Genomic DNA, 12379 nt, shown 5'->3' with positions numbered 1-12379 from the left:
ATACTTCCGTAAAAAGATGCCGGCCGTGCCATGAAACAGAGTCCTGAGAATTCTCACAGCGTTAAACAACTGAAGGGCGGACACCTTTACGGTGTCCGCCCTTCAGTGACGAACTGCGCTGTTGAGAAAACGGCGCTGCTTAGGCTACCGGAGCAGCAATCTTCATGCCGTGCATGTTGACCAGCAGTTCGCGTGCAGCCTTGATCTGGCGCTCGGCTTCGGCGTCATCCCAGCCAAGCTGCGGAGCCAGCAGGCCTGCCAGTTCGGTCAGCATTTCCGCGGTCACCAGGCCGCGGAAGGCCAGCGACGTACGGCGGATCAGAATGTCGGACATTCGGGTGATCTGCTCGTGCTCAACCATGTAGGTCAGCTCGCGGGTGCTCAGCTCGTTGGTGGAGGCCAGCAGCTGGTCTCCGCCCTGGGCCAGGAACTCAAGGACGTCCGTGGCGCGGGTGCCGTAGCGGGTCAGCAGCACGCGGACGCGGTCGCGGTCAGCAACCTCGCTGGCGGTGCGGTTGACCCACAGGCGCTCTTCGGCCTCGGTGCGGGGGAAGCCCTTGCCGCCGCCGATCTGCAGTTCCGACGTGGTCGTCTTCCGCGGCATGCCCAGTGCGGTCATGGCCTCGGAGGCGAGGTTTTCGGAGAGGGCGCGGAACGTGGTCCACTTGCCGCCCACGAGGGACAGGCTGGTGACGTTCTTGCCGCCGCGGCGGTCAATGCGCTTTTCGATGCGGTAGTCACGGGACACAAAGCCGGGCTGCGTGTCATCGTGCTTGGGCAGCGGGCGAACACCGGAGAAGGTGTAGACGATGTGGTCGCGGCGCACGTCGATGGTCGGGAACACATGGGCGACGAGTTCGAAGAAGTACTCGATTTCCTCGTCGGTGCAGACCGAATCCTCGGTGATGTCGGCGTCGATGTCCGTGGTGCCCACCAGGACACGGTCACCCATCGGGTAGATGAGGACAATCCGGCCGTCGGTGTGCTCGAAGAACAGTTCGCGGCCGTTGCAGGCTTCCAGCAGTTCCGGGTGGTCCAGGACGATGTGCGAGCCCTTGGTCCCGCCCATGAAGGAGGTGCGCTTGCCGAAGGAGTCGTTGGTCTCGTCCACCCAGGCGCCGGTGGCGTTGATGACGACGTCGGCCTCAAACAGGAACTCTTCGCCGGTCAGCTCGTCGCGCAGCAGCGTGCCGGCGTCCGTGGTGCCCACGGCGGAGACGTAGTTGCTGGCACGGGACTGCGGGTTGGCCTCAAGACCGTCGCGCAGCACGTCCAGGGTCAGGCGCTCCGGGTTGTGAACGGAGGCATCGAAGTAGGTTGCGGTGTACTTGACGTCCGAACGCAGCTTGGGAAGTTCCTGCAGGGACTTCTTCTTGCCCACAAAGTTGTGGCGGGGGGCCACGCGGCCTCCGCGGGAGAAGAAGTCATACATCAGCAGGCCGGCCTTGATCAGGACGGCGCCGCGCTCGGTGTGCTTGCCCTGCTTGTGAGTCAGGAAGCGCAGCGGAGCTGCAGTGATGCCCGAGAACGTGCTCGTGATCGGGATGGTGGTCTGCAGCGGCTTTACGTAGTGCGGGGCCAGACGGAGCAGCGCATTGCGCTCGACGACGGACTCGTGCACGAGGCGGAACTCGCCGTTTTCCAGGTAGCGGATGCCGCCGTGGATCATGTGCGACGAGGCGCCCGATGCACCCTGGCAGTAGTCACCGCGCTCCACGAGAGCTACGTCCACTCCCTGCAGCGACAGGTCACGGAAGGTGCCTACGCCATTGATGCCGCCGCCGACGATGAGCACTGAGGCCCGGGGGCGGTCCTTCAGCTGCTGCACCACCGGACGGACGGCGGTTTTTCCCTTGGTGGGGTTCACGGAATTGTCCACGACTATCTCCAAACGCTTCTGTGGCGGCTTTGCCATATCCCACAATGTTCGGAGTCCGGGGCACCGGCAATCGAGCTGATGCACAAACGTGCAGCCTGCCATAATGGAATCATGTGGATCGAAGCAGTGTTGGCGGGCAGCAAGTGAACAAAGATGTCACCAATGCGTTTTCGGTGAGGCCGCTGGAGGGCCCTACCGCGACTGAGCGGGAAGGCCGTGACCGGGACGCCCTGCGGGCAGCCCAGATGTACTACCTCCAGAACCTGACCATGGAGGCAATCGCCCGGGAACTGCGGATATCGCGCTCCACGGTTTCCCGTCTGCTCTCCCATGCCCGCAGTACCGGACTGGTGGAGATCCGCATCAAGAGCGCCTCGGACCGTGCCCCGGCGTTGGAGAAGGAGATCAGCTCGCGCTTTGGCATCCATGCCCGGGTGATCCCTGTGGCAGAGGGCGTGTCTCCGTCCCAGACGCTGCAGCGCGTTGCTGTGCAGGCGGCCCATCTCATTGGGCCGCTCATTGATTCCGACGCCATTGTTGGTGTTGCCTGGGGCTCTACACTCGGTGCCGTCAGCCAGTATCTGTCCGTGAAGAACACCCACGACAGCACAATTGTGCAGATGAACGGGGCGGGCAACTTCCGCACGTCGGGCATCACCTACGCCAGCGAAATCCTCCAGCGGTTCGGCCACGCCTACGGTGCGCGCGTGGTGCAGTTCCCGGTTCCCGCGTTCTTTGACCATACGGAAACCAAGGAAGCCATGTGGCGGGAGCGGCCTGTGAAACGCGTGCTGGACCTGCAGTCCCGGATGAACACCGCCATCTTCGGCGTCGGTTCCATCAAGGCCGGCGTGCCCAGCCACGTCTACAACGGCGCCTATCTGGACGAAGAGGACCTGGATGATCTAATGGCCGAGGAGGTGGTGGGCGATGTTGCCACTATGTTCTACCGCGCCGACGGCACCTGGGACGGCATTCGCCTCAACGAACGCAGCACCGGCCCGGATTTGGAGCAGCTGCGCCAGGTTCCCCGCCGGATCTGTGTGGTGGCCGGGGAATCAAAGGTCACCAGCCTCCTGGGCGCACTGCGGGCGGGGCTGGTCACCGACCTCATGCTGGATGAGAACTCGGCGCGGCTGCTGGCCTCTGCCTGACGGTGCAGCCGCATCCTCCCGTTATCCTCCCGTTTCAAAGAGGACGTTGATCGCGTCGTTCGTCTCTCGAAGGGTCGACGCCGGCACCCGGTTGGCCCAGATGTCTTCCAGGGACGGTTTCATCAGGGCCGTGACATCCGCTGCGTGCGTGGTGACCGAGACGTAGAAGGTGCTGTCTTCCTCCACGGGGGCGATAAAGGGATCCGGGTCTATTCCCATGCTCCGGTAGACCTCCGCGGCGATGGGCGTGGAGTCACGCCGGGCCGGGAAGACCACACCGGCCTGGGCAACTTCCTGCTGGCAGGCGGTGGATCCCAGGAACGCCACCCAGGCCGCGGCACCCTCGGGATTGTCGGTGTCCTTCACCACGGAATCCGCCAGTCCGTTAAGCATGGACTTCGACGTCCCGTCGGGGCCGATGGGGGTCCGCGCCGTACCAACCTGCATTCCTTCAGCCTTGGCGTAGGAAGTAATGGTCCAGGCGCCGTCGGGAACTATGGCTACCTTTCCCGAAGCCAGCTGCCCGCTGGTTCCTTCTGACGCGTTGAACTGTCCGTAACGCGGCATGAAGCCCTTGTCCGTCAGTGAAAAAAACCAGTCCAGTGTCTCGTGGAGCGCCGGGTCGTCGTAGTTATAGCGGTCCCCCCACAGTGCCTTGTTGGTTGAGGTCCAGCCGTTCGAGGCGGCAAAAGCGGACCACTGCGCCTGCCCGGCGTTGTCGCCCCCTGCCGCGGCCACGCCGAATCCGTAAACGGACACATTGTCCTTATCGAAGCCCGGCTCGTCGCCGCGTACCCCGTTGCCGTCCACGGTCAGGTGGGCCACTATTTTCTCGAACGTTCCTCCGTCCTCGGGGTTCCAGCTCCACCCGTCCAGGTCCGCCGCCGAGAATCCGGCTTCGGCCAGCAGATCGGCGTTGTAGAACATGGCTATGGTGTCCCAGTCCTTGGGCATGCCGTACTGGTGTCCGTCCGGTCCGGTCCACAGATCGGCCAGGCCTGCCTGGAAATCGTCAGGATCCACGGCTGCCGTGGCGGGCAGTTCATCCAGGGGTGCCAAAACCTCAAGCTCAGTGAATTGCGGATATTTCGAGACGTGGTTGGTAAACACGTCCGGACCGGTACCGGCAATGAACCCGGCGGTGAGCTTGGTCCAGTAGCTGTCCCAGCCGGTCTGGGAGATGCGCACCTCCTGGCCGGGGTTTTCCTGCTCGAACATTTGCGCGCATTTCTGGTAGGCGGGCAGCTGGTTGTTGTCCCAGAGCCAGTAATCAATGACGCCGGAGCCGCCGACGTCACTTTCTGCCTGCCCTCCGCATCCGCTCAGCGCCAGGACAGCTGCGGTAAGGACGACGCCGGCCCGGGTCACGCGGCGGCGAGGGGAAATGCCAAAGTGTGTCATGGTGTGCTCCTACTTGATGCCGCTGAAACCGATGGAGTTGATGATGCGCTTCGCAAAGACCGCAAAGAGGGCGACCATCGGCAAAGCGGCAATCAGGGTGGCCGCCATCAGGCCGGCCCAGTCCGTCCCGGACTGCGGCGACTGGTCCCGGAAAACACCCAGGGCCACGGTGAGGATCCGGGATTTGTCGGTGTAGGAGACCATCAGGGGCCAGAAGTACTCATTCCATGACGTGATGTAGGTCAGGATGGACAGTGTGGCCAGGGGTGCAGCGGAAAGCGGCAGGATGACCCTGAAGAAGATGCCGACCTTCGAGACCCCGTCCAGGAGGGCCGCCTCTTCCAGTTCGTTGGGCACGCTCATGAAGAACTGGCGCAGGAAGAACACGGCGAACGGCGTCATGAACATGCTGGGCAGGGCAATGCCCAGCAGGGTGTCCACCAGGCCCAGCTGCTTGATCAGGACAAAGTTGGGCAGCAGCGTGAAGATGGCGGGAACCATCAGCCCGGCCAGGAACAGCGCAAATACCTTGTCCCGCCCGGGCCACTTCAGCCGGGAGAAGGCGTAGGCCGCCATGGCGGAGAACAAGATCTGGCCTGATGTCACCAGGGTGGCTACTACCACCGAGTTCAGCAGGTAGCGCCAGAAGTTCATGGCCGTGCCCGCGCCGCCCTCCGCAATGGCTTCCTCGGTGGTGGCCATGCCCAGCACCCGTTCAAAGGCACCCCAGCTGAACTCGGGCGGGAGCCAGGACGCAGGATGTGCCTGCAGGCCGGCGTTCGTGGACAGTGCTGTGCGCAGCATCCAGTAGAACGGAAACAGGGTAATCAGGATGACGGCCACCAGGAAAGCCCAGGCCAGGGCCCTGCCCGGGGTGAGGCGCCGGCGTCGTCGTACATGTTCCGGGTTGTTGCCGCCGGGCGGGGTGTCCAGGGAAACGTCGGTAGAGGCCAGGGTGCTTCCGAGGGCACCCGGTGCGGGAATCGCGTTCATTCTAGGATCCTCGGATTCAGTTCAGGTCGGTGGAGCCGGCGCGGGTCAGACGGAACTGGACAAACGTGATGACCGCCAGGACCACCAGCAGGGCCACGGACATGGCAGAGGCATAACCGAATTGGAAGCGTCCAAAGGCCATTTCAAAGATGTAAAGCTGCAGGACGTTGGTCGCGTTGGCCGGGCCTCCCCCGGTGGTGACGGACACCGTGTCGAAAACCTGGAAGCTGCCGATCACGGTCATGATCAGCACGAGGGCCATGATGGGGCGCAGCAGCGGAAGGGTGACGGAGAAGAAGGTGCGGACCTCTCCGGCACCGTCAATCCGTGCCGCCTCATACACCTGTGGAGGGATGGCCTGCAGGCCGGCGAAAATCAGCAGGGCCGTGTACCCCATGTGCCGCCATACGTTGATCAGCGCAATGGTGGGAATGGCCCAGGTCTCGCTGGACAGGAAGCCGATCCGGTCCAGCCCGATCCATTCGAGCACCTGGTTGGCCACGCCAAACTGTGTGTCCAGAATCCATAGCCAGACGATCGCCGCCACAACGTTGGCCACCAGGTATGGACCCAGCACCAGTCCGCGCAAAAGCGATGACTGGGTCAGCTGATGCATCAACAGCGCTATCAGCAGAGCCACAACGGTTTGCACGCCGATGTTGATCACCACGTACTGGACCGTGACCACCAGGGAGTCCCAGAAGATCGGGTCCTGGACCAGCCGGCGGTAATTGTCCAGGCCCACAAATTCCGACGGCGTCAGCAGGTTGAAGCTGGTGAAGCTCAGCCAGATGCCGCGGACCGTGGGCCAGGCAAGGAAGAAAACAAAGCCGAGTGCGGCCGGAGCGATGAATAGAAGGGCAAGCTTAGTGTCCTGGCCGGAACGCGGGCGCCGTTTCGGGGGCGTTCCGGCGACGCTGCTCCGTTGCAGCGGCGTGGTGGTTGCCATGGCCGGTGCCTCAGCCCTGGACCGCAGCTGCGGTTGAGGAGACTGCTTCCAGATGCAGTATGCGCATCTCATCCGGGTGGAGCCCCGGAGTGTGGACGCCCACCTGTTCCAGTGCCCGCCCGGTCAGGACTGCACCCTCGCTGCCCGGCCACCACGGCGGCGGCCGGAAGCCGCTCGGAGCAGGGCCGGGGGTTACGTCGCGGAGCCGGTAGGCCTGCGCCCGTTCCAGGCCGCGGAACTGGAATCTGCCCAGCGGCTCAACATCCGAGACCGCGGTGCGCACGACGGCGAACAGTGCCTCGCCGCCGGTCTGGTCCACCACCCCGTGGATCTGCAGAGACGGGTCGAAGGAATCCAGGCGCACCATGTTTCCACTGTGCAGCAGCGCGCGGTGTTCCTTGTAGAACTCCACCCACTGGGCCAGTTCGCTGCTCTCCTCCGCGGTGGCCTCCGTAAGGTCCCACTCGATGCCCAGATGTCCCCACACGGCCGTTCCCGCCCGGAAGTGCAGCGTGTGCATCCGGCCCGTGGTGTGTGAGCGCAGTGAGGCGATGTGGGATCCCATCAGTTCCGGCGGGATCAGCTGCTGCGTCCAGCGGTGCATCCGCTGCCGTTCAAGGGGGTCGATGCAGTCCGAGGTCCAGACCCGGTCCGTGTGTTCCAGGACGCCCAGGTCCACGCGGGCGCCGCCGGAGGAGCAGGACTCGATTTCAAGTTCCGGGAATCTTTCCTTCAGTTCGGCCATCAGCCGGTAGGCGGCCAAAGTCTGGGCGTGGACACCGGGGCGTCCGTCGGGCTGGGTTCCGGCCTCGGTCAGGTCCCGGTTGTGGTCCCATTTGATGTAGGCGATCGGATAGCGCTCCAGCAGGGCAACCATCTGGTTGCGCACATGCTCGTAGGCTCCGGGCATTCCTATGTTGAGGACCTGCTGCTGCCGGGATTCCACCGGCAGCCGCCCGGCCGGCGCCATAATCCACTCCGGATGGGCGCGGGCCACTTCCGAATCCGGATTGACCATTTCGGGCTCAAACCAGAGACCGAATTCCATCCCCTTGGAGCGCACGTGGTCGATCAGCGGATCCAGGCCGCCGGGCCACACTTCCGGGGAAACCACCCAGTCCCCCAGCCCGGAGGTGTCATCGCGGCGGGAGCCAAACCAGCCGTCGTCGAGCACAAAACGTTCAACGCCGACTTCCGCTGCGCGGTCCGCCAGCTCGGTGAGCCGGCTCAGCCGGTGGTCAAAATACACGGCTTCCCACACGTTCAACGTGACGGGCCTCGGACGGGAGGGATGCTCCGGGCGGGCGCGCAGCCAGGCGTGCAGGCGCCGGGCCTGGTCATCGAGCCCGTTCCCCCAGACGCCGTACAACCAGGGCGAGGTGTAGCTCTCCCCCTGTCCAAGCACCAGCTCGCCGGGCAGGAGCAGTTCGGAGCCGCCCAACACCTGCAGCCCGTTGGAGAGCCGCTCTGCCCAGGCGCGGTGGTTGCCGGAGAACCCTACGTGCAACCCCCACACCTGGCCGTCGGCAAATCCAAATCCCGGCTCACCCGCTGACAGGACGTAGGCCGCGTCCGCACCGGTGCGGCCCTTGCGTCCCTCGCGCAGGTGGATTCCCACCGGCAGTGCAGTGCGTTGGGGCGCACGTTCTCCGCCCCAGTGTCCGGCAAAGTCCAGGATTTCCCGGGCACGCGCGGGAAGGGGGAGGACAAGGCCCAGTTCCTGGACCCGGTAACCTCCTTCCCCGGTGTTTGTCACGCCGGCGCGGGTCCGCAGCAGGCCCGACGGCGCCAGTTCCAGCTCGATCGTCAGTTCCAATCCGGAGAGCTCATCCGCCGCCGTCACGAACAGCTGGGCTGCACCCGTACTGGTGAGGGCTCCATCTGTTGCTGTTTCCTGCTCCGCCGGCACCCCCAGGTTCACCCTGGTAACGGTGAACAGAGGGGTCCACGCCGTGCCGTGCCGGTCCCCTGCCAGCCCCGGCCGGCCGGTCCATCCCGCATGGAGTGAACCGAGCATGTCCGGACGGACGGGAACATCCAGGCTGTTGGCGGAGCCGTGGGGAACAGCTGCGGCAGCGAGCATGGCGGCTTCTTCGGCTCCAAGGCCGGGCAGCGCCGCTCCCCAGTGCACCACGGATGGCAGTTGGTCATGGGAAAGATCCACCAGCACCGACACACCCCCGCTGCACAGATGAACGCGGCAGGCGCCGGTGGTGTCGAGGACGAGGGAAGGTTCGAGACTGACAGCTGTCACTAGGGCTCCTGCAGTGGGACGGGCGGGCCGTCCGCACTGCAGCGGCCGGCTGGTGTGATGTACGTCATACCGTAGTCGCCTGCAGCGTCGATTCAACTACCCCGTGCCCGCGAGTCGCAGGGTGCGGAACCGGCCCGTCCGCAGCGCTAGGCGAGTCCGGGAGCAGGTTTGATCGAAGGTGTTGGAGCCTTGTGCAGCGCGAGGCTTCTGCGCACGAGGGGCCAGAACAGCACCAACGCGGCTGCCGCGAGGAAGCTGGTGTAAACCTGGGTCCGCCCGCTCTCGCTGAACATCATGATGGTGACAATTCCGATTGCCCCCAGGATCAGGACGATGTTCAGCCATGGGAACAGCCACACCTTGATCTTCAGGACGGATTGTTCCTGGGAAGTCATTGTGGCCCGAAGCCTCCATTGCGTGACCGCAATGAAGACATAGACAAAAAGGGCCACCAGACCGGTTGAATTCATGATGAATTCATAAATTCCCGAACCCGGCGCGATGAAGTTCACCAGAGTGGCGACGAGGCCGCCTACGGTGGACGCAATAACGGCGAACACGGGAACACCGCGCTTGTTCCGCACCGCTATGAGTGACGGTGCAAGCCGCTGTTCGGCAAGGGCGGCAAACATCCTTGACGCCGAATACGTGCCGGAATTAAGTACCGACAGGACCGCGGTGAAAATCACGAGACCCATAATTGTCTCGGCGCCCGGCAGGCCGAACAGATTGAACACGTAGGTGAAGGGTGCAATCACGGCCGCATCAGGAAGCTGGTTCCACGGAACAATGGTGACAATGACAAAGATGGCACCGACGTAAAAGAGCATGACCCGCCAGATCACAGTGTTTGCCGCCCGGCGAATTCCAGCGGCGGGATTTTCTGACTCCGAGGCCGCCATGACGGCAATTTCGGTGCCGAAGTAGGAGAACAGAACCAGCGCCACACTGGCCAGGACTGCACTGAATCCATTTGGCATGAACCCGCCGTTAGCCCACAGGTTTGAGACCGATAGCGAGGCATTGGGGAGCAGACCGAGGATGTAGAGGATGCCTGCCGCCAGAAACACCACGATGGCCAGCACTTTGATGCTGGCAAGCCAGAACTCCGTTTCCCCGAAGGTGCGAAGCGAGATCAGGTTACTGCAGACGAAAATCCCCAGAAGGATCAGCGAACCGGTCCATGCCGGCAGGCCGGGGAACCAGTTGTGGAGCATGCCTCCGCCCACCACTGATTCATACGCGATCACGCCCACCCAGAAATACCAGTACAGCCAACCAACAATGTAGGCAGCCCAGTTTCCCAGGCCCACCCGCGCATATTCCATGAAAGAGCCGACGGCGGGCCGGGCTGCGGCCATTTCGCCGAGCATCCGCATCGCCAGGAAGACCAGCAGCCCGCCGAGGGCGTAGGAGAGGATTGCCGCCGGCCCGGTGTTTCGGATGATGTTAGCCGAGCCGACGAACAGGCTGGCGCCGATAATGCCGCCCAGCGTGATCATGGTGACGTGCCGGGTGCGCAGCTTTTTGGCGGGCCGGACCGCACCCGGCTTGGCTGCGGCATCGGCTGAAACAGCCCTGTCCAGCGGATGGGCTCCTGCAGGCAGAGAACTTTTCGGGCGGACGGATTCAGGCTCACTGGTCACGGCGGGCTCCTGTGCTGGGCGATGGTCCTGTGTTCGGTGCTTGTCCTGCTTGGCGATGGTCAGCGGCGTCAATTGAGGAGTTCCGTCGGACACCAGACAATCGGTATACACCCGTCGTCGTCTCCCGGACAGAGGCGCCGGACAATCCAGTCAGACTGCTGCCGCCGATTGTGCCCCGGCCTAGGATTCCAGCATCGCCACCGACCGGTTCCACAGGCCCAGCGCCAGGGCTCCGTCTGCGGCCTGCCGGTTGGGACGGGCAACCTTGCACCGCTCGTAGTACTTTCCCGTCGGATAGTCCTCCCCAGGCGTTCCTTCCGCCAGGAACACCAGCGTCCGTGCACCTTTCTCGGGGCTGGTCAGGAAAAGGCGGCGCAGCGGCGTGGCATAAAGGGCGTGCATCGCCGAACCCTTGGTGCTGGAAAAACCCGACGCTATGTTGCCCGGGTGGAACGCCGTGGAGGTGGCACCGTGCGAACGGTAGCGGCGGTCGAACTCCTGGGTGAAGAGGATCTGCTCCAGTTTGGTGTCCCCGTACGCTTTGCGCGGTTTGTAGTTCTTTTCCTCCTCGAGGTCGTCCAAATCAACGTGGGCAAACAACCGGTTTGCCACACTCGAGGTGTTAATGACGGTTCCCTTGGACTCCAGCAGCCGGTCCGTCAGCAGGCGGGTCAGCAGGAACGGCGCCAGATAATTCACCTGAAACGTCATTTCATGCCCGTCGCCCGTCACCTGGCGTTCCTTGCCGAAGATGGCACCGGCGTTGTTCGCCAGCACATCAATGCGCGGATACCGCTGCAGCAGCTCCGAGGCGAGGTTCCGCACGTCGTTCAGGACGGCGAAGTCAGCCAACAGGAATTCGCCGCCGGTTTGTTCCGCCACGGCGGCCGTCTTTTCCGGTGACCGGCCAACCACCACCACATGGTGGCCGTCCCGGGCCAGCTTGCCCGCGGCAGCCGCCCCCACGCCGTCGGACGCGCCTGTGATCACGATGGTCTTGGAAGCCACGGAAGGCCTGCTTTCCTCTGAAGTGCCGGGACGGCATCACCCTAGCCGGGCAGATACGGGAAAGGTAGCCGCCCGGCTAGGTTCAGGATCCGACGCCGGATCAGACTGTGGGCCGGCTCCGCCAGAATGCTGCCATCAGCGCACCCGATACGTTGTGCCACACGGAGAAGACCGCTGCCGGCAGGGCGGCTTCGGGGGTGAAGTACTGCTTGGCCAACCCGGCGGCCAGCCCGGAGTTCTGCATCCCCACTTCGACGGCCATGGTGCGCCGGGAGGCAATGGGCTGCCGGAACAGTTTTGCGGTTCCGTAACCCAATCCGAGGCCCAGGCCGTTGTGCAGGATGACGGCGAGCAGGATCAGCCAGCCGGCGGTGACAATGGCTGCAGCGCTTCCGGCCACCACGGCCAGGACCACAAAGGTGATGGCCAGGACGGAGATCCAGGGCAGGACCGGCAGGACCCGGTCCACCAGCCGCGGCACCGCATAACGGATCGCCAGTCCCAGCACCACGGGGATCAGCACAATCTGGACGATGGACAGGGCCATCGAACCGGCATCCACCGTCATGTAGCGGCCGGCCAGCCACAGCGCCAGCAGCGGGGTCAAAAGCGGCGCCAGCAAAGTGGAGACAGAGGTCATGGCCACCGAGAGGGCCACGTTGCCCTTAGCCAGGTACGTCACCACGTTGGAAGCCGTTCCACCCGGCGCGCAGCCAACGAGGATGACGCCGGCCGCCAGCTCGGGACTGAGCTGCAGAACCCACGCGATGCCTGCTCCGAGCAGCGGCATGATCACGAACTGCGCCCCCACCCCCAGCAGCACGGGCAACGGCTGCCGGACCACCAGGGCAAAGTCCGGCAGGGTCAGGGTCAGGCCCATGCCGAACATGATCAGCATCAGGGCCGGATTCACGAACGTTGACAGCCCGGTAAAGGGCTCGGGGAAAAACAGGGCCACCGCTCCCCCGGCGAGAATGAGCAGGGGGAACACTGTCACGGCCACGCGCGCACTGCGCTCTTCGGCCGTCCGGATCCGTTTGGGTGCTGAGGTGATGGGGTTCGCTGACATCTCCACATGCTGGCATCTGCTGCGCG

9 protein-coding genes are annotated in these 12379 nt (G+C 64.0%); 1 reads left to right on the top strand and 8 read right to left on the bottom strand.

Features of this window, described 5'->3' with window-relative positions; all coding sequences use genetic code 11:
• Nucleotides 1-139: 139 nt before the first annotated feature.
• Nucleotides 140-1915, bottom strand: a complete 1776-nt coding sequence (locus AC4D2W_RS01605; protein WP_490925165.1) for a glycerol-3-phosphate dehydrogenase/oxidase — start codon at nucleotides 1913-1915, stop codon at nucleotides 140-142.
• Nucleotides 1916-2124: 209 nt separating this feature from the next.
• Here AC4D2W_RS01605 and AC4D2W_RS01600 point away from each other — a divergent pair, with 209 nt between their 5' ends.
• Nucleotides 2125-3033: a sugar-binding transcriptional regulator gene (locus AC4D2W_RS01600; RefSeq protein WP_490925993.1), complete on the top strand. Its 909-nt coding sequence runs from the start codon at nucleotides 2125-2127 to the stop codon at nucleotides 3031-3033.
• A gap of 21 nt (nucleotides 3034-3054) precedes the next feature.
• On the opposite strand, the gene AC4D2W_RS01595 is transcribed toward AC4D2W_RS01600, so the two are convergent.
• The 7 genes from AC4D2W_RS01595 to AC4D2W_RS01565 all read right to left on the bottom strand — a co-directional run bounded on the left by AC4D2W_RS01595 (nucleotide 3055) and on the right by AC4D2W_RS01565 (nucleotide 12353).
• Complete coding sequence (locus AC4D2W_RS01595) at nucleotides 3055-4434, bottom strand: ABC transporter substrate-binding protein (RefSeq protein WP_490925164.1); 1380 nt, start codon at nucleotides 4432-4434, stop codon at nucleotides 3055-3057.
• Nucleotides 4435-4443: 9 nt separating this feature from the next.
• Nucleotides 4444-5427: a carbohydrate ABC transporter permease gene (locus AC4D2W_RS01590; protein ID WP_490925163.1), complete on the bottom strand. Its 984-nt coding sequence runs from the start codon at nucleotides 5425-5427 to the stop codon at nucleotides 4444-4446.
• 16 nt (nucleotides 5428-5443) lie between these two features.
• Nucleotides 5444-6376 (bottom strand): carbohydrate ABC transporter permease, encoded by a 933-nt coding sequence (locus tag AC4D2W_RS01585; protein ID WP_490925162.1) that lies wholly within the window; start codon nucleotides 6374-6376, stop codon nucleotides 5444-5446.
• 10 nt (nucleotides 6377-6386) lie between these two features.
• Entirely contained in the window at nucleotides 6387-8630 is a 2244-nt protein-coding gene (locus tag AC4D2W_RS01580) for an alpha-galactosidase (RefSeq protein WP_490925161.1), read from the bottom strand.
• 146 nt (nucleotides 8631-8776) lie between these two features.
• Nucleotides 8777-10276 carry an amino acid permease gene (locus AC4D2W_RS01575; protein ID WP_490925160.1) on the bottom strand — a complete coding sequence of 500 codons (1500 nt, stop codon included), beginning with the start codon at nucleotides 10274-10276 and terminating at the stop codon, nucleotides 8777-8779.
• Between the two features lie 180 nt (nucleotides 10277-10456).
• Nucleotides 10457-11284: an SDR family NAD(P)-dependent oxidoreductase gene (locus tag AC4D2W_RS01570; protein WP_490925159.1), complete on the bottom strand. Its 828-nt coding sequence runs from the start codon at nucleotides 11282-11284 to the stop codon at nucleotides 10457-10459.
• A 100-nt stretch (nucleotides 11285-11384) separates the two neighbouring features.
• The gene (locus tag AC4D2W_RS01565) at nucleotides 11385-12353 is read right to left on the bottom strand and encodes a bile acid:sodium symporter family protein (RefSeq protein WP_490925158.1); all 969 of its coding nucleotides are present in this window, start codon (nucleotides 12351-12353) and stop codon (nucleotides 11385-11387) included.
• Between the last annotated feature and the right edge of the window lie 26 nt (nucleotides 12354-12379).

The organism is Arthrobacter sp. TJ-58 (genome assembly GCF_058269295.1).
The sequence above is the reverse complement of the archived record's forward strand: the minus strand, read 5'-3'. Positions and strand labels throughout refer to the sequence as shown.

What these genes read in the sequence shown, in the direction of transcription:
- AC4D2W_RS01565 (WP_490925158.1), bottom strand. Translation starts at nt 12,353, where the DNA reads ATGTCAGCGAACCCCATCACCTCAGCACCCAAACGGATCCGGACGGCC.
- AC4D2W_RS01600 (WP_490925993.1), top strand. Translation starts at nt 2,125, where the DNA reads ATGTACTACCTCCAGAACCTGACCATGGAGGCAATCGCCCGGGAACTG.
- AC4D2W_RS01590 (WP_490925163.1), bottom strand. Translation starts at nt 5,427, where the DNA reads ATGAACGCGATTCCCGCACCGGGTGCCCTCGGAAGCACCCTGGCCTCT.
- AC4D2W_RS01605 (WP_490925165.1), bottom strand. Translation starts at nt 1,915, where the DNA reads ATGGCAAAGCCGCCACAGAAGCGTTTGGAGATAGTCGTGGACAATTCC.
- AC4D2W_RS01595 (WP_490925164.1), bottom strand. Translation starts at nt 4,434, where the DNA reads ATGACACACTTTGGCATTTCCCCTCGCCGCCGCGTGACCCGGGCCGGC.
- AC4D2W_RS01585 (WP_490925162.1), bottom strand. Translation starts at nt 6,376, where the DNA reads ATGGCAACCACCACGCCGCTGCAACGGAGCAGCGTCGCCGGAACGCCC.